At 39.9% G+C, this 22,103-nt stretch carries 22 protein-coding genes; 15 read left to right on the top strand and 7 right to left on the bottom strand.

Annotated elements, in window-relative coordinates; genetic code table 11:
• Positions 1–2: 2 nt before the first annotated feature.
• Complete coding sequence (gene hutI, locus B3P16_RS18020) at positions 3–1,202, bottom strand: imidazolonepropionase (protein WP_286843796.1); 1,200 nt, start codon at positions 1,200–1,202, stop codon at positions 3–5.
• A 58-nt stretch (positions 1,203–1,260) separates the two neighbouring features.
• A complete protein-coding gene (gene hutH, locus B3P16_RS18015; RefSeq protein WP_286843794.1) occupies positions 1,261–2,820 on the bottom strand; it encodes a histidine ammonia-lyase in 1,560 nt (519 codons plus the stop codon).
• 77 nt (positions 2,821–2,897) lie between these two features.
• Here hutH and B3P16_RS18010 point away from each other — a divergent pair, with 77 nt between their 5' ends.
• The 6 genes from B3P16_RS18010 (at position 2,898) to B3P16_RS17985 (ending at position 9,744) form a co-directional block, all read left to right on the top strand.
• Complete coding sequence (locus tag B3P16_RS18010; RefSeq protein WP_070563954.1) at positions 2,898–3,821, top strand: LysR family transcriptional regulator; 924 nt, start codon at positions 2,898–2,900, stop codon at positions 3,819–3,821.
• A gap of 122 nt (positions 3,822–3,943) precedes the next feature.
• Entirely contained in the window at positions 3,944–4,234 is a 291-nt protein-coding gene (locus B3P16_RS18005; RefSeq protein ID WP_046673491.1) for an antibiotic biosynthesis monooxygenase family protein, read from the top strand.
• Positions 4,235–4,344: 110 nt separating this feature from the next.
• A complete protein-coding gene (locus B3P16_RS18000; protein WP_046673492.1) occupies positions 4,345–4,851 on the top strand; it encodes an S-ribosylhomocysteine lyase in 507 nt (168 codons plus the stop codon).
• Positions 4,852–5,493, top strand: a complete 642-nt coding sequence (locus B3P16_RS17995; RefSeq protein ID WP_286843792.1) for a hypothetical protein — start codon at positions 4,852–4,854, stop codon at positions 5,491–5,493.
• 256 nt (positions 5,494–5,749) lie between these two features.
• The gene (locus B3P16_RS17990) at positions 5,750–7,933 is read left to right on the top strand and encodes a bifunctional alpha,alpha-trehalose-phosphate synthase (UDP-forming)/trehalose-phosphatase (protein ID WP_115048735.1); all 2,184 of its coding nucleotides are present in this window, start codon (positions 5,750–5,752) and stop codon (positions 7,931–7,933) included.
• The gene (locus tag B3P16_RS17985) at positions 7,933–9,744 is read left to right on the top strand and encodes a glycoside hydrolase family 15 protein (protein ID WP_070563945.1); all 1,812 of its coding nucleotides are present in this window, start codon (positions 7,933–7,935) and stop codon (positions 9,742–9,744) included. Before B3P16_RS17990 ends, B3P16_RS17985 begins: the two co-directional genes overlap by 1 nt.
• A gap of 75 nt (positions 9,745–9,819) precedes the next feature.
• Here the strand turns inward: B3P16_RS17985 and B3P16_RS17980 are convergent, their stop codons facing one another.
• On the bottom strand, positions 9,820–10,089 hold the full coding sequence (locus tag B3P16_RS17980; RefSeq protein ID WP_046673496.1) for a hypothetical protein: 270 nt from the start codon (positions 10,087–10,089) through the stop codon (positions 9,820–9,822).
• 185 nt (positions 10,090–10,274) lie between these two features.
• Positions 10,275–10,853 (bottom strand): hypothetical protein, encoded by a 579-nt coding sequence (locus tag B3P16_RS17975; RefSeq protein ID WP_070563942.1) that lies wholly within the window; start codon positions 10,851–10,853, stop codon positions 10,275–10,277.
• Positions 10,854–10,994: 141 nt separating this feature from the next.
• Between B3P16_RS17975 and B3P16_RS17970 the strand changes: the two genes are divergently transcribed.
• Complete coding sequence (locus B3P16_RS17970) at positions 10,995–11,345, top strand: hypothetical protein (RefSeq protein WP_286843791.1); 351 nt, start codon at positions 10,995–10,997, stop codon at positions 11,343–11,345.
• A gap of 42 nt (positions 11,346–11,387) precedes the next feature.
• On the opposite strand, the gene B3P16_RS17965 is transcribed toward B3P16_RS17970, so the two are convergent.
• Positions 11,388–11,636, bottom strand: a complete 249-nt coding sequence (locus B3P16_RS17965; protein WP_070563936.1) for a hypothetical protein — start codon at positions 11,634–11,636, stop codon at positions 11,388–11,390.
• Positions 11,637–12,034: 398 nt separating this feature from the next.
• Here B3P16_RS17965 and B3P16_RS17960 point away from each other — a divergent pair, with 398 nt between their 5' ends.
• The 4 genes from B3P16_RS17960 to B3P16_RS17945 all read left to right on the top strand — a co-directional run bounded on the left by B3P16_RS17960 (position 12,035) and on the right by B3P16_RS17945 (position 14,486).
• Positions 12,035–12,535, top strand: coding sequence for an RNA polymerase sigma factor (locus tag B3P16_RS17960; RefSeq protein ID WP_070563934.1), 501 nt, complete (start codon positions 12,035–12,037; stop codon positions 12,533–12,535).
• A gap of 79 nt (positions 12,536–12,614) precedes the next feature.
• The gene (locus tag B3P16_RS17955; RefSeq protein ID WP_070563932.1) at positions 12,615–12,800 is read left to right on the top strand and encodes a hypothetical protein; all 186 of its coding nucleotides are present in this window, start codon (positions 12,615–12,617) and stop codon (positions 12,798–12,800) included.
• Between the two features lie 216 nt (positions 12,801–13,016).
• Positions 13,017–13,490, top strand: coding sequence for a PA2169 family four-helix-bundle protein (locus B3P16_RS17950; protein ID WP_286843790.1), 474 nt, complete (start codon positions 13,017–13,019; stop codon positions 13,488–13,490).
• Between the two features lie 36 nt (positions 13,491–13,526).
• Positions 13,527–14,486, top strand: a complete 960-nt coding sequence (locus tag B3P16_RS17945; protein ID WP_070563928.1) for a DNA topoisomerase IB — start codon at positions 13,527–13,529, stop codon at positions 14,484–14,486.
• An 8-nt stretch (positions 14,487–14,494) separates the two neighbouring features.
• Here B3P16_RS17945 and B3P16_RS17940 read toward each other — a convergent pair whose 3' ends face one another.
• The gene (locus tag B3P16_RS17940) at positions 14,495–15,700 is read right to left on the bottom strand and encodes an NAD(P)/FAD-dependent oxidoreductase (RefSeq protein WP_070564496.1); all 1,206 of its coding nucleotides are present in this window, start codon (positions 15,698–15,700) and stop codon (positions 14,495–14,497) included.
• A 125-nt stretch (positions 15,701–15,825) separates the two neighbouring features.
• On the opposite strand from B3P16_RS17940, the gene B3P16_RS17935 reads away from it, so the two are divergent.
• From B3P16_RS17935 to B3P16_RS17920, 4 genes are all read left to right on the top strand, one after another.
• Entirely contained in the window at positions 15,826–16,581 is a 756-nt protein-coding gene (locus tag B3P16_RS17935; protein ID WP_070563924.1) for a Ku protein, read from the top strand.
• A gap of 97 nt (positions 16,582–16,678) precedes the next feature.
• A complete protein-coding gene (locus tag B3P16_RS17930; protein ID WP_070563921.1) occupies positions 16,679–17,305 on the top strand; it encodes a hypothetical protein in 627 nt (208 codons plus the stop codon).
• A gap of 163 nt (positions 17,306–17,468) precedes the next feature.
• Positions 17,469–19,637: a GAF domain-containing sensor histidine kinase gene (locus tag B3P16_RS17925; RefSeq protein ID WP_286843788.1), complete on the top strand. Its 2,169-nt coding sequence runs from the start codon at positions 17,469–17,471 to the stop codon at positions 19,635–19,637.
• A gap of 113 nt (positions 19,638–19,750) precedes the next feature.
• Entirely contained in the window at positions 19,751–20,047 is a 297-nt protein-coding gene (locus B3P16_RS17920; protein ID WP_286801996.1) for a hypothetical protein, read from the top strand.
• 8 nt (positions 20,048–20,055) lie between these two features.
• Here the strand turns inward: B3P16_RS17920 and B3P16_RS17915 are convergent, their stop codons facing one another.
• Positions 20,056–22,074: a glycoside hydrolase family 43 protein gene (locus tag B3P16_RS17915; protein WP_286843786.1), complete on the bottom strand. Its 2,019-nt coding sequence runs from the start codon at positions 22,072–22,074 to the stop codon at positions 20,056–20,058.
• Between the last annotated feature and the right edge of the window lie 29 nt (positions 22,075–22,103).

Here is a 22,103-nt window from a genome sequence, read left to right as displayed (position 1 = left end):
TGTTATAATGAGAATACTTCCCGACCATTTTTCCATACTGCTGTAGGTTGCAAACTTCCTTGGTAGTAAGTAATATCCTGATAATTAGCTGTTTTAAATATACTGAAATCTGCTTTCATGCCCTTGGCTAATACGCCGCGATCCGACAGGTTTAAAGCTTTGGCGGCACGGTAGGTTAATGCAGCAAGCAACTCAGCGTTCGTCAACTTCTCTGCTGTTGCCAAAATACTCGCACTCGTCAATAATTGTCCCATGGGTGCAGAACCCGGATTCCAATCACTTCCTATGGCCAAACATGCACCTGCATCCAACAGCTTTCTAGCTGGCGTAAAACCACATCCAAGTCCGATGGAAGCCGCAGGTAGCGCCACCGCAACTGTATCTGAATGGGCAATAAGGTCAATTTCAATTGCTGTTGATGCCTCAAGATGATCCGCAGATTGGGCACCGAGTTCAACTGCAATCTGACTTCCCGAAGTTGTGAACTGATCGGCATGAATAGTCAGGTCAAAACCCATCGCTTTTGCTTTTTGTAAATATGCCACAATGTCTTCCCCTTGAAACGCTGTTTTTTCTATAAATGCGTCAATCCGGTTTGACAGCCCTTCTGATTTTAATAGCGGAAAAAGATCTGTTGTGATTCGATGAAGATAATCCTTTGCCGATCCGCTGAAGTCTCGCGGGAGCATATGTGCCGCCAAACAAGTTGGAACAAGGTCTGATGCCGTACGACGATCCGACTCCTGAATGACACGTAATATTTTCAGCTCCTCTTCAACATTAAGACCGTAACCGCTTTTAACTTCAATTGTTGTGATTCCTTGCCTTAACAGAAAATTTGCACGCTGGATCGTGAGATCAATCAATTCTGCTGCATCACAATCCCTTGTGTGTGATACCGTGCTCCAAATCCCTCCCCCAGCTGCCGCAATCTCCAGGTAGCTTGAGCCTGCATTTCGGAGGGCGAAATCATTCGCTCGATTACCGGCAAAAGCAATATGCGTATGGCAATCAATAAAGCCTGGCAAGGCGACTTGATCTCCTTCTACATGTACAAGTGCCACTTGCTTTCCCCATTGCAGTTGTAATCCATCAAAGTCCGCCACTTCCATGATATCGTTACCTGCTATTAAAATACCTCCATCTTTAATAATAACTATTTGTTTATCATGGAGCGCCCCATTAACGGGCATATTTGACATGGTTAATATCTGCCTAAAAGGTCCAACTAATTTTAGCTCTTTTTCCATCCTTCTTCGTCTAAAACTCTTCAAATCTTTGTTTCAAATCCGCAGCAATTTCGCCCGTCGCATATTGACGATGCAATGTGATCAGTTCGCCCGATTTTACGAGCCTTAATGCTTCAGTCAACAGCTCTTCCATCGGTTGATCGGATTCGATATGCGGAATGGACTGACGAATTCTCGCATGAATAGCTTCCAATGCTGCAGTCGATTTTAATGGCTGATGATAATCCTTTGCCTGTGCCGCACATAACAGTTCAATGCTTAATATTTTATCAACATTGTCAATGACCTGTAGTAATTTTCGGCCGGAAATAGATCCCATACTGACATGGTCCTCTTGGCCTAAAGAGGTAGGAATACTATCTGCACTTGCAGGAAAACAAAGCCCTTTATTCTCACTTGCAATCGCGGCTGTGCTATATTGTAAGATCATAAATCCTGAATTGAGACCGGTTGATTTCATTAACAATTTTGGGACACCGTTGGTTTGACCTTCTAAAGACAAGTAAACCCTTCGATCCGAAATATTGCCGATTTCCGATGCAGCAAGTGTGGCATAATCCAAAGGCAAAGCGATTGACTGTCCGTGAAAGCTACCGCCACTAATGGTTAGTTCATCATTAATGATCACAGGATTATCGGTCACTGCATTTATTTCGATTTCTATGGTCTCCTTCAAATGAAGCCAAGCATTGCGTGATGCTCCGTGGACTTGAGGGATACAGCGCAAAGAATAGGGATCTTGTACGCGGGAACAGTCTTTGTGGCTTTCTAAAATGGCGGAGCCATGAAGCATGTTAAAAATGCTTGCAGCGACATAACGGTTTCCGGCATGCGGGCGTAATTGATGTAATTCAGTAAAAAATGGTTTTATTGAGCCGTTTAAACCTTCAATCATTAAGGTCGCAATAATATCAGCATTCTGAAGTACACGATTTAACTCAGCAACAGCCATCACAGCATGGGCTGCCATAAATTGAGTTCCATTGATCAAAGCCAGACCTTCTTTTGCGCCCAAGTGCACCGGAGCCATACCATATTTTTCCAAAACGGTAGCTGTTTCCATAATTTCCCCTTCTACGTTGACTTTTCCTAAGCCAATCAAGGGTAAAAATAAATGTGACAATGGCGCCAAATCACCCGATGCGCCGACAGAGCCTTGCTTAGGTACCACAGGAATGATATGGTTTTCGATATGCCAAATAATCCGTTCAATTGTCGCATACTGAACACCCGAAAATCCTTGAGAAAGCGCGTGAACTTTAAGAATAAGCATCAATTTGGCCAAATCATTGGCGATAGGTTCGCCCATACCGACAGCATGGCTTTTTAGAATGTTTTCTTGTAGCAACTGCGTTTGACTTGCGTCAATAAGTGTGGTACACAAGGGACCAAAACCGGTATTAATCCCATAGACAACCTCACCACGCTCGACTATTTTACGGACATAACTGGCGCTCTGCTCGATCTTATTCTTGACTCCGGGTGATATTTCCCCCGCAACCGTTCCTTTTACTATGGCTAAGGCTATGGAGCATGTTAGCTGCCCACTGCCGTATAAAAATTTTTCCATCTTCCTATCTGCTTTACTCAAATGTACTTGCTATATTTGATAATTAGAAATACCATTTTTATCATCAATTGATAACCATGAATTATCAAATAGAACTAAGACACTTACTGTATTTTAAAGTATTGGCAGAAGAGCTGCATTTTAGAAGGGCTGCCGAAAAATTGTTTATTGCGCAGCCGGGCTTGAGCAGACAAATTAAGCAGCTGGAGGAATCCTATGGCGTAGCACTTTTTGAGCGTAATAAACGAAATGTTCAAATGACGGAAGCTGGGATCTATCTCTTTGCGGAGGTGAAAGAACTCTTTAGGCACTTGGATCAGATTGAAACTCAACTTCAAAGCTTTGCCAATGGTAAAATAAGTACCTTAAAGCTGGGGTTTATTGGGTCGGCTGTTCAGACCATCCTGCCGGAACTACTACTCAATTTAAAACAGCAGCAACCTGATATCGAGTTATCACTTCACGAACTAGCGAATGAAACCCAGCTGGATCTGCTGGAGAAAAAAGAATTGGACTTAGGCTTTGTTCGTCTTTCGGAAACGCCACCTGGCCTATGTAGCCTGCCTATACATACCGAGCATTTTAGTCTCGTTTTACCCAACGATCATCCCCTATTGAATTCGCCAAAAGCAAGTCTTGACGCCTTAAAAGATGAATCATTTATCTTATTTTCCAAAAACTATAGCCACTCTTATTATGATCTCGTCATGAGTATCTTTAGTGATCATAAGTTTATCCCCAAAGTTACTTTGCGCACTGTGAATGCTTTGACCATTTTCAATATGGTTGCTCAGGGATTGGGTGTTGCCATTGTTCCTTCGTCTTTAAAGAACGGATACCATGTTGATGTCACCTTCCTTGAATTGAACGGTTTACCACAACGAACAACGCTCTCTCTAGTTTGGAATGCACAAAATCGCAACCCGGGTATTCCATTGGTCACCCAGATCATCACTTCACAACTAAAATACGGATATAATACGTCAAAGCGGGATAATTAAGGTCTAAGTCCATATTAAAACAATAAAGAATAAATTGTTCGGTAAGCTTGTTCGTGTATTGCATATCAGAAACAAATTTTCTAAGTTTGAGTTATTTACTAAACTTGATAAAAAAACAAATTATGATTTTAGAAGTAGCTGTATTGCAAATTATTGAAGGACAACAATCCAATTTTGAAAGAGACTATAAAACAGCTTGCCAGTATATTAGTGCGAGTAAAGGCTATATAACGCATTCACTACGTAAATGTATTGAGAAAGACAACCAGTACATTCTATTGGTCGAATGGGAAACGTTGGAAGATCATACCATCGGTTTCAGAGAATCTGCATTATTTAAGGAATGGGAAAAACTTTTACATCATTACTACGATCCGTTTCCAACAGTCGAACATTATGAAGTGTTAAAATAGTAGTTTTATCGTCCTTTTTCTATAATAATCTAGTATCTTTGTAGAAATTTTTGATATTCAACTTTTAACCCCTGTAGCGTCGCAAGCGTTACAGCTTTGAACAGAACAAGATGTACACAAAAGAAAAAGCAAAAGTAAATAGTTTTACGGTAGATCATACCAAATTAAAACAAGGGATCTACGCTAAAGCTTCTACCACCAATAACAGCAATGTTGAAAGTTATACAACTTACGACATTCGCATGATCAGACCGAATTCTCCTGAGCGTATGCTATCGCCTGAAGTCATGCATACCTTAGAGCATTGTTTTGCAACAGAAATTAGAACCATCTTAGGTGATGAGGTTATTTATGTTGGACCAATGGGCTGTTGCACGGGATTTTATGTTGTATTGGCTGGAACAGCGAAAACTCCTCAGAATGTGGCGGAATTGATGAAAGAAGTATTAGAGACTATTCTTACAGAAGGATACGAAGTACCTTTCCAAAACCCGATTAGCTGCGGAAACTACACATTTATGGATTTTCCCACCTCAAAGCAGGCTTGTGTTAACTTCTTAAATCTGATAACTGCCGGAGAATTGGCTTTTGAGTATCCATATATTGAAGAAAACTAAATGATCCTGAATAAAGATATTGAAACGATTATCTTGGTAGCAAATAAAAATGAGCTATCTTTTAATCCGACCAGTGAATCGACTTTTGTCTACGAAATTGGTGTAGGTAAAGTAAATGCTCTCCTAGCCGTTGCTACGCTTTATGAAGACATCAAAGCTTTAGGGATCAATCCTATTCTTCTCAATGTGGGCACTGTGGGCTGTACAAGACATCCGATAGGACATGTTCTTTATCCGGCATACTATGCGCAAGGAGACGCGTATACAGATGGTTTTTTTCTGGAAAACACCTTGTTTTTTAAAGGGCAAGGGATTTTGGAATCCATTTCACGCGATGAATTTCGTTACGAAGATGCACTCTTGACATCGGATCGTTTTATCAATGTAAATACGGCTTTTTATCAGGATATCAAACATTTTAATCCTCTGGCATTTGATATGGAATCTTATGCCCTAGCGAATTTCTGTTTTCAAAAAAATCTCACCTTTCATAGCATTAAAATTGTTTCAGACAATTGTGATGGTACCGTTAAAGATTGGGAAAGCATTTTAGGGGAAATTTCAGGGAGATTAGGAGACATCCTCGATCAATTTATGAAAAAATTGAATCACGAAAAAGCTGCTGCTGTCCCTATATCGTAAGTTAATGAGATAACAAAAAGACCTGTAGAAATAGAGGTCTTTTTTGTTGCTATTTGGGCCGTACCGCTGCCCAAATTCCCCAGCATTATTCCAATAAACTACCTTGTTCTTTCTTCAACAGCTGCCCCTACCGTCCTTCTAATTTGAATTTATCGAAACTATTCTTCGCCGAGGTTGTTCAGATAGTGGATGACAAGCCCATCGTTATAGTCAATATAACTCTTCCACACTGCAAATAAATCGATCTAATATTCTTATGAAGAAAAAGAAGAAAATAATAATTTCAAATAGACTGCCGATACAAATAGAACGAAAAAAAGAAAAATTAATCATCAAGCCGAGTGCGGGTGGACTTGCAACTGGGTTAAACTCCGCTTTTGATAGCGACGAAATACTCTGGGTTGGCTGGCCGGGAATCGTTCCGAAAGATGAAGAGGAAAAAGAAAAGATTGTTGAGCTTCTCAAACCGATGAGCTTACTTCCTGTTTTCTTATCAAAAGATGAAATCCGCAATTTCTACGAAGGTTATTCCAATGAGGTTCTCTGGCCTATCTGTCACTATCAGCCGAGCTACATTCATTTTGATCGCGAATATTGGTCTACGTATGTCACAGTGAATAAAAAATTTTGTGAAGCCGCTCTTTCCATCGATCAACTTTCGGATTTTATCTGGGTGCAGGATTATCAGCTTATGCTGCTCCCGCAACTGCTGCGTTCAGAAAACCAAACACTCAACATCGGTTATTTTCACCATATCCCCTTTCCTTCTGAAGAGCTCTTCATGAACATTCCACAACGTAAAGAATTGGTCGAAGGTTTATTGGGTGCGGATCTCATCGGATTTCATACGTTCGCTGATAGCCAGAACTTTCTAAACGCCTGCAAAAAAATACTGCATGTATCATCTGGTTATAATCAGCTGATATATAAAGATCGCCATATCTTTGTGGAATCCTTTCCGATGGGCATTGATTTTGATAAATTCGTCCAAGTCAGCCATCAACCAAAAATTCAATCCATTGCAAGCCAATTTCGAAGCCACTTTCCCGACCAGAAGATTATTATATCGGTCGACAGGCTCGATTATAGCAAAGGGATATTAGAGCGATTACGTGCTTTTCTCACCTTCCTTGAAAAATACCCCGAATGGCATACAAAAGTTGTCTTATATATGCTTATCGTGCCATCAAGGGATAAAGTGTCGCAATATAAGAAGCTGAAAGACGAGATTAACCGAAAGGTGAGTGAAATCAATTCCATTTATGGAAATTTAAGCTGGACGCCAGTATTATATTTTTACAAATCACTTCCATTCGAGGAGCTGGTTGGATTATATGTTGCATCTGATATCTGCATGATTACCTCGACGCGCGATGGGATGAATCTTGTCAGTAAAGAATATATCGCCAGTAAAACGTTATCAAAAGGTGTGTTGATTTTAAGTGAGTTTGCGGGCGCTTCCAAAGAACTTGTTGACGCCTTGATTATCAACCCCTATAATCGAACGGAAACTGCTGACAGTATTTACCAAGCGCTTAAAATGCCGCCCGAAGAAGTTCAGGAACGTACCGATGCCAATATTCAGATTATACAGAAGTTTAATGTACAGCATTGGGTGCAACTATTTACCAATCGCCTGGCTGAAACCAAAGCCATCCAGCGTGATGAATGGGCAAGGCGGATTTCAGATAAAGTGTTCAGTAGTATTTCGGAACGATACAGTAAAAGCAGCAATAGGCTCTTTTTCCTGGATTATGACGGCACTTTGGTCAAATTCCAGAACCACGCCCAAAAAGCAACTCCGACGACCTTATTGTACAACCTCTTGGATAATATTATTTCAGACCCACTTAATACCTTGGTCATCATAAGCGGGCGCTCGCAAGAAAGCTTATCGTCTTGGTTTGACGGTCGGTCTTACTATTTGGTTGCCGAACATGGCATTTGGTCAAATTTCCCAAATTTCAACTGGTCATATAAAAAAGGACTGGCACTTCATTGGATGCCCGAAGTAAAAAAATTGATGGAAAAATTGGCCGACCAAACTCCAGGCGCATTTATTGAAGTCAAGCCTTATTCGTTGGCCTGGCATTATAGAAAAGTAGAATTAGGCTTGGGCGAACTTAAAGCCACTGAATTAAAAGAGATTTTAAACCCGATGCTGAATGATTATGGCTTACAGTTACTTGACGGAAATGCGGTCATTGAGGTTAAAAATACGGAAGTTAACAAAGGTAAAGCAGCATTGGAAATTGCAGGTCATATAAAAGCAGATTTTATGTTGGCCATTGGCGACGACATTACCGATGAAGACCTATTCCGTTATCTTCCTCAATCGACTATAAGTATTAAAGTTGGTAGCAATAAGTCTGCGGCAAAATATTATCTGGATGAACAAGAAGATGTTCTTCAATTTTTGAATCAACTTATCATAAAATAATGAACGAAAATACAATGGAAAAAAGACATACCTATCAATCTGGAATCATTGGCAATTGTTCCTATATTGCGCATGTCGGTATGGATACCAATATATCTTGGCTGTGCTGGCCCTCTTTCGAAGATAGCTTTGTATTTGGCAGTATGCTCGACAAACAGCAAGGCGGGCGCTTTGAGATCAGCTCAGAGGAACCTATTGTCGAAACCAAGCAATACTACATCAAAAACTCCAACGTGCTCTGCACGGAAATCCATACAGCGTCCTATGCCTATCGCGTTACGGATTTTGCCCCTCGATTTGAACAATTCGGACGATATTTTAAACCTTTGATGTTGGTCCGGAAGATCGAACCTTTATATGGGGTCCCCAGTGTAAACGTTAGGTGTCATCCTACTGGCGACTATGGCCGATTGGCACTTAAACCAACCCGTGGAAGCAATCATATCCTGTACAGTAACGACCAGATAGGGGAACGAATTCGCCTTACTACGGATCTGCCCATTTCTCATTTCTTTCAAGAGGAGAGCTGGACCATCATCAGTGAGAATAAATACCTTGTATTGACCTATGATGCTGCTTTCGAATCAGCTATCGCAGGTACCTGCGAAGATTTCCTCCATAAGACAATTAGCTATTGGCAGCGATGGATTAAAAGATGTAGTATTCCCAACATCTATCAAACAGAAGTTATTCGATCCGCTTTGGTGCTAAAGCTCCATCAATATGAGGACACAGGAGCAATTATAGCAGCTTCAACAACAAGCTTGCCCGAGTACCCTGGTTCTGGCAGAAACTGGGACTACCGCTATTGCTGGGTACGGGATAGCTACTATGTGCTAACGGCACTGACGCATATCGGTCAATTTGAAGAAATGGAAAGCTTTGCAAACTATATTGCCGGCATCACACATCGTAATCCGGGAAGGCTTCAACCATTGTACGGTATTCTCGGCAATTCCGAGCTTACGGAACATATTTTACCCTATCTAAAAGGATATCAGGAAAGCGGTCCAGTGCGAATCGGGAACCAGGCGTTTGAACATATCCAAAATGACGTCTATGGTCAGGCTATGATTGCATTGTTGCCTCTTTTCACTGATCAGCGTTTTAAAATCCATGAAAACAAAAATGTCTTAGGCTGGGTGAATTTTATTCTGGAAAAAATAGAAGCCACAATCGAGGAAAAAGATGCCGGCATTTGGGAGTTCCGGAACTTTGCCAACCATCACTGCTATTCGAATCTTTTCCAATGGGTTGGATGCAAAGCTGCCCTATTAATTGCACGCCAAAATGGTTATCAGGATATGGAGGATCGCGCGAATGTTCTCCTAAAAAAGGCAGAAGCTTACATTGAAGCTTGTTATGACGAGGAGCGAAAAGTCTATCAAAACGCATTAGACAGCCGAAATTTAGATGCAAGCACCTTACAGCTTATTGTTATGGATTATCTTGACCCAAAATCGGACCGTGCACGTCATCACCTCGAGATGCTGGAAAAAGAATTAAAAGGCGAAAATGGACTTTTTTATCGGTATAAGCATCAAGATGATTTTGGCCGCCCCAAATCCACGTTCTTGGTCTGTGCATTTTGGTATGTAGAAGCCTTGGCCTGCGTAGGGCGTGTGGAAGAAGCGAAAGAGATTCTCGAACGTTTGCTGACCTACAGCAATCACTTAGGTCTGTTCAGCGAAGATGTTACGGAAGATAACGGTAGCCAATGGGGTAATTTCCCTCAAGCCTATAGTCACGTTGGATTGATGAATGCTGTTTACCGCCTAGCGATAAAATTGGATAAACCAATTTTTCACTAACATAAAACAAACATGAAGGTGTTAAAAAGTCAGGTTAACACCTTCGGTTTGAGCATTCGAAAGCGCTATCGGTGCTTATATTAAGGTCTGTTTGTATCGATCAAAATGCTCACAGATTTCTTCCACCCCAATTTGTTTACCCATTAAATCTATAAAACGGTTCTTATACAATGAGAAAATATATAATCCTGTTGCCAAGCTTCCCACCACAAAAATACCTTCCTGCTCGTTACTTTTGACCAGTTTATTATTTAGATGACATTCCTTAAGCAATGGTATATCATAAGAAGACCATTTCCCCATTTTATCTTTTAGTACCAACCCAATATTTTTTGTTCCAGTCATCGTAATTTGCTCCTTCCTTAAAAAGGGAACATCAGTAATTGTCTAAATGTTTGCATCATTTGCTGATTCCAGCAAAAATGCGTCTTTTATACACAGTATCAAGTATAAACACGTTATATAAAAAAAGCATGTTTTCACCATTATGGTTTGAAAACATGCTTTTATTAAGTCTGTACGAGATTAATCTATCTTTTGCCAGGCAGATAGATCTGAAAACCCAAACCTACCCCCAATCCACTCGCTCCACTACCCGTATTGATATTGGCTTTACTGTAGTTATAACCGAAGGTGGCTTCCAAAGCCACTGTCCTGGTAATAAAATGTGCATACCCCACATTCGCTCCTACGGCCAGCGCAACATCTTTCCCTTTCGAGCTACCCGAAATCCCGATGTCTCCCTGCCCAAAGAATCTCCCTGTAGTTGAACCTGCATTGGGGAAGTAATAGCGTACAAAAGGTGCAACCCCATATGTCCATTCATTATCAGCATCCTTTACCGTGGCCAAACCTAAGTTGGCTTGCGCTCCGATGGCCAAACCATCCGAAACAAAATAGCCCGCTCTCGGTTGAAGTGCAATGTTAAACGATTTTGCTTCAAAGCTGTAGCCTAGATTACCGATCGATCCACCGACCATCCAGTTTCCTTGCTTTATAGGTTCGATGCCTACCTCCGATGACATCTGTGGCGTGGTCTCAATTTTCTGCGCATAGGCCTGATACCCAATACCTGCTGTTATTAATAAAAGAAGTGTCGATTTTTTCATATATATGTATGTTCTAAATTACTTTAATTTAATAACAAGGTCAATAAATGAAAAGTTTTAAATTTATCATTAAAATATGGATACCACTTTTTAATAAAAAAAACAACCATTCAGTTTTAATTGCTGTTCTTTATTAAAAAGATGATGAATACAGCAATTCAATTTGGTGATTCTATTTCACAATCATATTGGAGAAACTCCATGTACATGAACGAAATAGACCCTCTAGACAACGATCCAAGTACCGACGATGGTACTTCTGTACGGAAGCAGCCTCAAGTCCCTTCCCAAGAAGACGTAACTCCTGACCTATACTATCCTGAAAATGCGGAGGTGCCTGATCCAAGCGAAGAAGAACAACGCGATCGTAGTAATAAAGAAAAAATTAATAAAGAAGAGGATCAAAAGAAAGAGCAACCGGACCATTCAGAAGAAGATATTTATGGTGCTGATCCGGATCAAAAGAAAGAGCAAAAAAACTCCCTTAATTAAGGGAGTTTTTTTATCAGATATATTGATAGGTCGACGAGATGGTTACGGTTTTGATTTACTATTATTGATACTGTCTTTCCTAAGTGTGTCTGCTAAACTCGTATCTTTCTGCATGGTCATTTTTTGCTGTTCGCTTAAATTATACCGGGTTTCGTCGGCATCAGTAGGTGCAATGTTGTCTGACTGACCGCTTCCTTCAGTTTGATTTTTGGTCGAGTTTTGGCACGAAAAGAATAGTGTAGCGCATAATATCGCTCCTAAAGTTAATGTGAATCTTTTGCTCTTTTTCATAGTCTATTTTATTTTGCGTTAATCTTTTTCGATAAGAACCACATTCAAAGCTTATTAGTTCAATAAAAGCTGATAAAAACAAAAAATTCAAAAACTTGCTTAAAAAAATGGACACTAGTATATGGCATTAAAACAGGTAATACCCGTAATAAAGACATTTTTTTTAGGAACAAATACCCAATTAAAAAAAGCTATTCATGGCAGTAAATTTTATTGCGACACGTTTAATCCCGCTTTTTTGTAGTGTTTCTACTACAAAATCAAGGATACGCAGCGTTACGTATTTTTCCCATATACCTGTTTAAACAAGGTTTGGATGACCTCTAAATCGCAAAACTAGCACTTTAATTGTACCTCTGTTTATCGAATACACATCAGTCAATTTAACAAAAGGTACTATGAACAATTCCAATTTAAATTTGTTAGTCGAAGAAAAAAGAAGTCTTTTGAAACATTTCGCGGGAAAATTCACCAATGATCCTGATGAAAAAGAGGATTTGATTCAAGAAACACTTATCCGCGCATTAAAATCGATCGATGATTTTATCCGTCACCCCAAGTTAATGTCTTGGCTTTACGTTATTATGAAAAATGTATACATCAATCAATACCGCAAAGCGAAGCGTACGAATGATATCCACGAAACCTACATCGGTCTCGAAAGTACCAACACAATAGAAACAAATAAAAGTGACAATAAATTCATCGCGGATGATATTGAAAAAGCGATGTGCAGTTTATCGGAAGAAAATTATCAAGTGTTTCAATTATTTCTCGAAGGATACAAGTATCATGAGATAGCCTCTTATTTTGACATGCCCGAAGGCACTATAAAAACCAGGATCCACATGACAAGAAAGAAACTTCAAAAGCAACTTAAAATTTACAGGCTCAAATAAAAAACAAAAAGGTGGTTCTAGGGTTATCTATCTAGAAGCAGCTAACCGACATCACAACAATTCGTTAAATGGTAAACATATGAAATCAAGAGTTAAAATAAATAATCAGCAAGCAATGGTCATTGCGCTAATTATCTGCGGCGGTCCGATAGGAAAAGGAAATAGCAAAACCATTGTTCAACCAGAAGTTTCGGAATCAGTAGACAAGAAACAGATTAAGGTCGATACGGAAAAAGGTAAAAAAACTTCTTTTAATAAAAAATAAAGATAGCAATTACCGTCCAACGGCTGCTTTAGCAATTTAAAGCAGCCGTTTTTTTTTTGCGTTTCGCTCCAGCTATCGTGCAACAATCTACTGATGGTACGCAGTATAAAATCGCCTTCATGGATGAAATTATACCTATCCTGTTCTTTCACAAAACTGCAGGGCTACTTGAGGCGTTCTTAAGTGAAAAATAGAAATTCACAAAGCCGACATTAAATGGAAAACAATACGATAAATGATCGTACATTAATCAGCGACCTTATACAGATCAACAACGATCGGATTGCAGGCTATCAGAAAGCTGTAGAAATAGCCACACGCCTCCATCTTGAACATTTAAATAACACCTTTATTGAGTTTATGAACCAATCCGAGGTATTTATTGAAGAATTAACACCCTACCTAGCTCCGCGGGAAGACGACTCAATCGGAGGAACGATGATCAGTGGCAAGCTATTCAGAATTTGGATGGAGATAAAATCCGCCATTTCAGGAAATGATGAAAGGAGTTTACTATGCAGCTGTGAGCAAGGTGAAGATGCCTTTACACATACCTATAAGGATGTTGTTGACCATGAAGACTGGGAAATCAGCCATGATCTGCTCCTGCTCATCGAAAAACAACTTGGTATACAGCTCGAAGCTCACGAATATATTAAAACGTTACGAGACAAGGCCACTACGTCTTAACCTATTATCAACATATTTTACAAGGGTAAATGCACTATGAAAGCAAGAACGGGGTATACAAGAAGAAAAGTAGGTAAGTCTTTTAAATATTTCGACGCTTCGGAAAAGGAAGTGTCCGATAAAAAGATTTTAGAGCGGATCGCAAAACTCGTTATTCCACCAAATTGGACAGATGTTTGGATCGCTAAAAGCTCAAAAAGCGATTTACAGGCTTTTGGCTTCGACCAAAAAGGACGCAAACAATATATCTATCATTCCAAATTTGTCGGCCAACGGCAAGCTGCAAAGTTTAGCAATATCCTCTATATGGGTAAATACTTACAAGAGTTGAGAAACATCAGTTCCAAACACCTCAAACACGAATTTTGGGACATGGATAAACTTTGTGCAGTTGCTTTTAAAATAATGGACAGTACATTGATTCGTATTGGCAATAAGCGTTATACACTGACAAATAAATCGTATGGGCTGAGTACTTTGGAAAAAAGACACGTCAGCATTGAAGGCAATCAGATATCGCTAGCCTATAAAGGTAAAAAGGGGGTTTTCCAGCAGAAATCCTGGACCAACAAACAACAAGCTAAACTTTTGGAAGAATTACTAAAAATGAAAGGCAAAAGGATATTCCAAATGGATAGTGCAAGTTGCGAAAGCACTTTCTGTGGCTCCGCTTTTAATCAGTATCTGCGGAAGAATTGTACAGGTGAGATCAGTTGCAAGAGTATTCGCATTTGGGGCGCCAGTCGTGAAGCCTTTTATCAGCTTGCGCAAATAAAACAGGCGGAATCACTCAGTGCACGGAAAAGACAATTAAATAGCGTCATCAAGAAGGTTGCAGAGCAACTTGGTAATACGAAGTCTGTTTCGCAGACTTATTATATCCATCCGGCCATACAACAGGTATTTATGGAAGCAAAGTTCCCCTTTATAAAAGATAAATTACCACTAGCGAAGCTTGAAGAGAGAGTATTCCGATTTTTACGTAAGCATGGCTAAGCAGGAAATTACCGGCCAAATCTAAACCATTCTTCCAATGGATGGTTTAGCTTATGAAGCCAACTCGCAACCATCTCCATTGCTGCAACAGAAAAGGTTATACCATTTCCGCCGAAGCCACATACAAAATATGAATTTTTGAACTTTCTATGTTCTCCGATATAAGGTAATCCATCTTTGGTCGTCCCAAATGTACCTGCCCAAGTAAAATCAGTGCGGAAGGTTTTATCGACAAAAATTTTATTAAATGACTGCGCTAACTTATGAGACTTCTTTGCAATGAGCTCATCTCGCTTGATGGGATCTCTAAAGGTCTCATCTTCTCCTCCAATCAGAAACCTATCGTCGTCTGTTGTTCGCATATACAAATAGGGCGTGGCCGTATTCCAGATGAGAAGGTCGCGATATAGCTGATTATGTTCTTTATCAGCTTCCGATACAATAGCAAATGTGCTTAGCAGGTCAACAAATTTTTCGGAAATGAGATTTGTTGTTTCGTATCCTGTACAATAGATAATCTTTTCCGCTTTGATTTTAGCCCCTGTTGAAGTAATCGCTGAATTATAACCAGACTTATAAAACACTTTTTCCAACGCTGTTTTGTCAAAAATAGATAACCCTCGGTTAACATTATATGCCAATAGTTCGTGTGTGAAACAAAAGGCGTCAATGCTTGCCCCTAGATCCGAAAGTATACCCCCATAAGCACCGCACATTGCATAACGTTCCCTGATATCCCGCTCCGTCAGCCACTTGACGTCGAAGCCAGCTTCTTGCCTTGCTTCGAACTCCACCTTTAGCCAAGCTATATCCTTTTTCTTTGCCGCATAGTAGAGTGACTGTTTGCTTCTAAAACCAGCTTTCGATCGGATTTTCTTGGCAAGTCTACCTAATTTATCAATCGCTTCTCCACAGGCTCGGTAGCTCGCAATTGCCCCCTGAATGCCGATTAATTCCTTTAATCTATATAAGGGAATATCAATCTCATATTGTAACATGGAAGTTGTTGCCGCCGAACTCCCATTCACAATTTCCCGCTTATCTATAAGAACACATTTCTTTCCATCGGCCATACATTGATGCGCAATCAAGGCTCCGGTGATCCCCCCTCCTACAATAAGTACATCACAGCTTATATCTTTTTGTAAGGAAGGATAGGTATTTAAGAGACCATTCTTCACCAACCAAAATGGCTCATTTGACTTTAAATCCATGATAATAATAGCAGCTTTACAGTATATAACCGATTCCTTTAGGAATAGTTTGCCAGCTATTTTATTAAATTTCAAACCATTCCTCCATAGCGAAGGTTATCGTATTAGCAATAAATGGACAACATATGCGTGCAATTTGGACAGGGGCTATTGGTTTTGGCTTAGTTAATATTCCCATAAAATTATATAGTGCAACTGAAAATGCAAGTCTCGATTTGGACATGCTTGATCGTAAAGATTTATCCAATATTAAATTCAAACGGGTAAATGAACAGACTGGTAAAGAAGTAAAGTGGGACAATATTGTTAAAGGATACTTTATGAAAGACCACTATGTAGTTTTGGAAGACGCCGATTTTGAAGATGCAAGTCCGGAGAAATCAAAACTTATCAATCTGCATGCATTTGTAAAACTGATGGATGTTGACAGTATTTATTTTGAAACACCTTATTATCTAGAGCCACAGAAGGGCGGTGAGAAAGCTTATCAGCTGCTTGTCAAAGCTTTAGAAAAAACAAAAATGGCGGGTTTAGGAGCATTTGTGATGCGAAATGTCGAACATCTAGCCCTTATAAAACCCTATCGTAATGCATTGGTATTGAATAAAATTCGCTATCAGCAGGAGATTAGGGGCTTGGACGACCTTAAATTGCCCACTACAATAAAAATTCAAAAGGTGGAAATGGACATGGCGACACAGCTGATTGAGCAGCACAGTAAGTCCTTTGATATTAGTAAATATAAAAATGAATACATGGACGAGCTCCTAAAAATTATCAAGCAAAAAGACAAGGGAAAACGCCCAACCATCCGAAAAATGAAAGTTGAGCATACAAAAGCAGACGATCTCCTTGCCAAACTAAAAGCGAGCTTGGGTTAAGACGCACCGACATAAAAACCTAGGTGGCTTAGCTACCTTCAAGGAAGCTAAAAGCAGGAATAAGAAATCCAGTATTTTAAACATAAATGGAAAAACGATGAAAAATATCATACCGGAACAAAAAGAAGGGAAAAGACTTGATTGTTTTGAATCACTTGAATTTGCAAGTGAAGATATCGCTAACTTAGCATTTGAATTGGGCGTAGAGAACCTGAGAAAGGTCAACCATTGGTACACGTTAGCCCAATTACCCGCTACCACATTTCAATTGACAGGCGGTTATGGTACACCGATAGATCGCTTACTCGAATTACATGATTATATCAGACTGGATATCCCCGGACCGGGACTTCCAAGTAGCGGTGGTTATGACTGGGTGCATGTCGTTAACCTCACGCTAGACAAAACCGATGATTATAAAGTTTTTGCCCTAACCTTAAAGCCTTGTCCCGATCCAAGCCATCCCGGCGATAAAAATACAGCTCATTTTTTCGAAGGAATTTCATCGTCAACTTTCCTGATCGAACAGCGTAGAAACAGTATATTGTTTCAATATGCTGGCAGAAACGAGATCATAAACGTTGACAATGAAAATTTTAGCGATAATGTTCGGAACTATCTCGTCGGTTTGGCGGCGAAAATAGGAGCCTCCTATCCGCAGTGGAAATCATTAATTAAAGGAATGGCGAATGCTGTTGCCAAAGAATTTAATGCCCATTTATAGTATGTTACATGTGAGAAAATGGTACCATTTTTAATTCCAAAGTAAAAAGAAGCCAATAAAGCAATTTTATCTACTTTCCAACGTTCTAATATTAAAGATTCGATCTATGTTGTCGTAATTTTTTTTCGTACATTTATGTATACATTAGGAGTTTTGGGGTACTATGAATCATACAATCCAATCGAGCAATCAAACCGCTATTAAGCTTCAATCTTTTGGCAAACTGGTCATTTTAGATCGGCACTTTACTATCGTCGGAGTAACGGAGTCTGTCGTAAATGAACATTATACCAGTGAAGCTCTATTAGGAACTCATTTTTTTCATAGCTTTGGCCATATCTTCGGCGAAGCTTTGTTAAAAGTGAGGAATGCTGTGATGGAACTTCTTGAAAACGGACAGTCGCGCCACATTTTACCCATTAAAATTAAAAACGACCGTGTTTATGTAAAATTACGTAGACATGATGAATATCTTTACATTGAATGGGAACAACAGCATAAAAAATATATTCCCGCTAAAAAAATTAACGAACTCAATTTTTTGTTGGATACCATTCAGCCAAATAATTGGAATCGCGTTTGTTCGGCCATCAACAAGATATTGAATTATGATCTTGTTTTCGTTTTGCAAATTCAAGAAACAGGGTATAGTTCGGTGATTGCTGAGCATACGGCAAATGGACGGTCTTCTTTCAAAGGCAAGGAATTCTCCAAAGATTTTATGCCCGAGGAAGTTTTGTCTTACTATCGTAGTTATTCGTATCGATACGCTCCCAACATGGACGATCAGGGACAAGAATTCTATTATAAAGATGAGGCCATCGATCCCCTTTCGAGCTTATTATCTCCTCTGCCTGAACTCCATCAGCTTTTTTTAAAAGAAATAAATGTTCAAAGTGCCCTTTTTTTTCGAATCTGTATTGATGATGATTTTTGGGGACTTGTGGTTGCGCAGCATGACGAAAAGCGTGTAGTCGACCTACAACAACGAAAACTATGCACATTTGCCATCCAGGCGGCAACCAACAAATATGAAAGTCATATTAAACAGAATCTTTTGGAAAGAACAGAACTTCTTAAGCTTGCAGAAGAAGAATTAAAGAAAAGTCTCTCTGAAAATAAGATGGTAAATTGTGCCTTGATACAACATATGGACATCCTAACTCAGCTTGTGGATGCAGACGGTTTGGCGATTTTCAATCAGGGCGACGTTTTTAGCTATGGGCAGTCTCCTCCTAAAGCACAGTTTTATGAACTCATTCAATTCCTGCAGAAACATACCGACAAAGCCCTCTTTAAAGACTACAACTTTCGTCTAAATCATCAAGAAAACTTTAAAGAAAAGCTTGGTTTTGCCGGTCTAATGTATTTAAAGGTAGGCTTGGAGAACGATTATTACATCGTTTGGTTTAGAAGAGAAAATAGCAGTCAGGTCATGCAAATGGAGTTAAAAGAAGAACAGGATGGTAAAAAGCAGCTCAAAATCTGGGAAGATACGCGTTATGATGTTGCCAAGCCATGGAATGATGCTGAAATTAACTTTGTGCTTCGCTTAAATCAAATCATCAAAGAATCCATCTTTGCGAAATTGAAAGAACGCCAGCTCCTCAATGACGAACTTCTCAGCTTAAACAATGAATTGGAAATGTTTACCCATACGCTTTCCCACGATTTGAAAAACCCGCTGTCCATCTTAAAAATGGGCATACAATTTCTTCAGCAACACCCCGACAATATCGATTTTAAAAAAATCAATAAATGGTATCAGAATTTCAGCCGAAGTGTCACCAACATTGAGGATATTATCAACAATATGGTACAATTAAGTCAACACCGATCCAGCATTTTAGACAAAGAGCCACTTCCAATGGCCTACACCATTCAGCGTATATTCCAAGAAAACAGTATTCTATATAACGTCAATAATTGTCGGCCCACTTTTGGTACATTATTGCCTATTTGGGGCGAGAAAAGTGCCGCTTATCAAATTTTTTCCAATTTAATTATCAACGCTATAAAATATTCAGCCCAGTCGGACAGCCCTGTGGTATCCATAGATAGTTCGCATGAAGATGATTATACCCATTATCAAATCAAGGATAATGGAATTGGCATACCCAGTGAACACCTACCGCACATATACGAAATGTTTACAAGGGCGGATAACGTGGGCTCCATACCCGGTACGGGCATTGGTCTTTCACTCGTAAAGCGCATTATGGAGCGGTTGGGAGGAAATATAAAAATTGAATCGGAAGTCGGTTTGGGTACAACAGTTCATCTTTACTTTCCAATTGTTAAGCCATTTCCCGAACAAATGTTGCTCAATTAACCTGATGCAGCATCCTGAAATCTCGCAAACTATTTCCTTGCTGATATTGTTCATTATTCGAGAGAATACAACGCGAATAAAGAGGGTTGTACCACTTAAACGAAATCGAAAACATGGAAGAGATATTGCAACATGCAGTAGTAAAACGAGGTTTGATTATTGCCTATTACTTTAGTAACATATGGTATCGTAAAGGATTATTCGGGCAACATACTATTCCGGATCCCAATGATACTGATCCAATTGAGCGTCCTGAACCGGACGTGGATGAAACCGATCCTGAAGAAGAAAATGTCAATTATGCCCATAAAAAGACACAAACAAGCGACGGAACAAGTGCTAGAGCGGCCTCGTCCGCTTCTTGGGATGAAAATGTCGAAAATCCAGCAATACCCAAAAAGACAGATTGACCAGTGGGTCAATCTGTAACGATATGCAATTGGCCATTTTCATTAAAAAAAACGTCGCTGATAAACACCATGCGTTTATCACCCGTTTTTATAGTACGTCCGTGATACACACAGCGGAGCTTTCCTTCTCTATCGCTAAATAGGCTATTGTGTCCGGTACCCGAAATTACTCCCCCGCTATGGGTATTTTTTTCAATGATTGGGTTAGCAGGTGACTTTTCATAGCTTCCCAATGGGGCAGTTGCCGTTCCATAGCCTACCGCATAATTGGCTCCAGCAAAATAGTTGGCGGAATACATCATATAATATTGTCCGTTTTTTTTCATTAGAAAAGAACCTTCTGTCCATCGTCTATTTATCTCACCCGAAGTGACTGACCTACTCTCCCATTCAGCCTGTGCGTCATTAATCGAAACTGGAGGTCGCATTAAAAGGACTGGGTCCCCGATCGTTTTAGTCATACTGCTGTCCAATTCAACACCATACACCCAGCTCTCTTCGATCCTGCTATAGCCATACTTCTGCTTCGCCCAATCCGCAACCTCCGACTCCACCGGATGCTCGTAGCAACAACGCGAATAAAACAGATAATTCCTATTGTCGGTATCTCTAAAAACGTTCGCATCAATAATTGGATATCCCGGATCAAAAATAGGTTTTCCAGTAAGGTCTTTGAATGGCCCTAAGGGACTATCCGCCACAGCTACCCCGATGCGATAGTTTTCAATATGTTGTTTTGGATTATCTTTCCAATGGGCGCTATAATACATATAGTATTTGTTATTGACCCGGTAAACTTCAGGCGCCCAAAAATCTTTTTCTCCCCAGCCATTAGGCTGGTTGGCATCATATACTTTCCTTTCCTTCGTCCATGTTTTCAGATCTTTGGAACTATAAGCAATAAAGCCGTTTTCAGTTCCACCTGTGCCATATAAATAATATCGATCGGTAGGCGGATCAAATACAATAAAGGGATCGCCAAAGGCTACATCCGTTTGATAGGATTTTCCATTCCGGGTCAATCCCTGATCTGTGGCCAGGAAGCGAAATTTTGCGGTATCAAACCGAGGAACCGGAATACCATCACCAGTTGATGCAAAATTAAACGGTATGATAGCGGTTCTCCGAGGTGCCACTTTTTCATCTGAAAAGTGTGTGTGACAGACATAATACCATTGCTTTCCTTTTTTGAAAATGTCGCCATGTCCAGTTCCGGCAAAACCGCTATTTTTTCGGCTTAATGCCGGCTGACCTTCCAGTTTTTTCCAAGGCCCATAGACATTATCCGCGATTGCCACGCCGACAGCATAGTCTTTATTTCGAAAATCATTTGCCGAATAAAACATATAATAATACTGGCCTTGCTGGATAACAGTAGGACCTTCGGTAACCGTCCACTCTGCATTTGCTGTATTTTCCCAGGGTAATTCCGCATGGACACATTCTTTTAGCGTCTCTCCTTTTATTCCCGAATAATCGGACTTTAATTCGGCGACAAAAATTCTATTTCCTTGCGTTAATCTGACATGAAACAGGTATTTCCTCCCATTGCGATCGCTGAATACAAAAGGATCTATCTGCTTTTGCCCGACTTCAAGTGGTGCTTTGGAAGTTTGCTTAAAAGGACCTACAGGGCTATCACTAACTGCAATTGCTATATGCTCATCTGCTGTATAAGCCATATAAAATTTACCCTTTTCAAACCATACCTGTGGCGCCCAAAATCCCGTCGATCCAAAAGCATCTCCTTTTAAAAGAGCAAAACCTGAAGTTGTGCCTGCCGGGACCTTCCAATGTTTCAAATCTGTAGATTGATACACTTTAAACCCCTGCTGTTCTTCAGAATCTCCATTCGTACCGTACAGATAATAATATCCCCCGTAAAAGAATACGGTTGGATCAGCCTGAAAAATCCCGTCTATTGGAATATTCGCCTTTCCTATCGATACTGCTGTGGTATGCTGTGCGATTGTCGTCTGTACAAAAGACAGAAAAAGGGCACTAATTAAGAGGTATATTTTGTTCATTGAATTGAATAGCTATTTGGTATACAGAT

Source organism: Sphingobacterium sp. UBA7631, from assembly GCF_002483935.1.
GTDB classification, from domain to species: Bacteria; Bacteroidota; Bacteroidia; order Sphingobacteriales; family Sphingobacteriaceae; genus Sphingobacterium; species Sphingobacterium multivorum.
This window is presented reverse-complemented; position numbering and strand designations above follow the sequence as displayed.

Bases quoted from the DNA above. Each gene is read 5' to 3' on its own strand.
- B3P16_RS17970 (WP_286843791.1), top strand. From the start codon at position 10,995: ATGATGAATACAGCAATTCAATTTGGTGATTCTATTTCACAATCATAT.
- hutI (WP_286843796.1), bottom strand. From the start codon at position 1,202: ATGTCAAATATGCCCGTTAATGGGGCGCTCCATGATAAACAAATAGTT.
- hutH (WP_286843794.1), bottom strand. From the start codon at position 2,820: ATGGAAAAATTTTTATACGGCAGTGGGCAGCTAACATGCTCCATAGCC.
- B3P16_RS17925 (WP_286843788.1), top strand. From the start codon at position 17,469: ATGAATCATACAATCCAATCGAGCAATCAAACCGCTATTAAGCTTCAA.
- B3P16_RS17945 (WP_070563928.1), top strand. From the start codon at position 13,527: ATGAAAGCAAGAACGGGGTATACAAGAAGAAAAGTAGGTAAGTCTTTT.
- B3P16_RS17990 (WP_115048735.1), top strand. From the start codon at position 5,750: ATGAAGAAAAAGAAGAAAATAATAATTTCAAATAGACTGCCGATACAA.
- B3P16_RS17920 (WP_286801996.1), top strand. From the start codon at position 19,751: ATGGAAGAGATATTGCAACATGCAGTAGTAAAACGAGGTTTGATTATT.
- B3P16_RS17955 (WP_070563932.1), top strand. From the start codon at position 12,615: ATGAAATCAAGAGTTAAAATAAATAATCAGCAAGCAATGGTCATTGCG.
- B3P16_RS17930 (WP_070563921.1), top strand. From the start codon at position 16,679: ATGAAAAATATCATACCGGAACAAAAAGAAGGGAAAAGACTTGATTGT.
- B3P16_RS17950 (WP_286843790.1), top strand. From the start codon at position 13,017: ATGGAAAACAATACGATAAATGATCGTACATTAATCAGCGACCTTATA.
- B3P16_RS17980 (WP_046673496.1), bottom strand. From the start codon at position 10,089: ATGACTGGAACAAAAAATATTGGGTTGGTACTAAAAGATAAAATGGGG.
- B3P16_RS17995 (WP_286843792.1), top strand. From the start codon at position 4,852: ATGATCCTGAATAAAGATATTGAAACGATTATCTTGGTAGCAAATAAA.
- B3P16_RS17975 (WP_070563942.1), bottom strand. From the start codon at position 10,853: ATGAAAAAATCGACACTTCTTTTATTAATAACAGCAGGTATTGGGTAT.
- B3P16_RS18010 (WP_070563954.1), top strand. From the start codon at position 2,898: ATGAATTATCAAATAGAACTAAGACACTTACTGTATTTTAAAGTATTG.
- B3P16_RS17960 (WP_070563934.1), top strand. From the start codon at position 12,035: ATGAACAATTCCAATTTAAATTTGTTAGTCGAAGAAAAAAGAAGTCTT.
- B3P16_RS17940 (WP_070564496.1), bottom strand. From the start codon at position 15,700: ATGGATTTAAAGTCAAATGAGCCATTTTGGTTGGTGAAGAATGGTCTC.
- B3P16_RS18005 (WP_046673491.1), top strand. From the start codon at position 3,944: ATGATTTTAGAAGTAGCTGTATTGCAAATTATTGAAGGACAACAATCC.
- B3P16_RS17985 (WP_070563945.1), top strand. From the start codon at position 7,933: ATGAACGAAAATACAATGGAAAAAAGACATACCTATCAATCTGGAATC.
- B3P16_RS17965 (WP_070563936.1), bottom strand. From the start codon at position 11,636: ATGAAAAAGAGCAAAAGATTCACATTAACTTTAGGAGCGATATTATGC.
- B3P16_RS17935 (WP_070563924.1), top strand. From the start codon at position 15,826: ATGCGTGCAATTTGGACAGGGGCTATTGGTTTTGGCTTAGTTAATATT.
- B3P16_RS17915 (WP_286843786.1), bottom strand. From the start codon at position 22,074: ATGAACAAAATATACCTCTTAATTAGTGCCCTTTTTCTGTCTTTTGTA.
- B3P16_RS18000 (WP_046673492.1), top strand. From the start codon at position 4,345: ATGTACACAAAAGAAAAAGCAAAAGTAAATAGTTTTACGGTAGATCAT.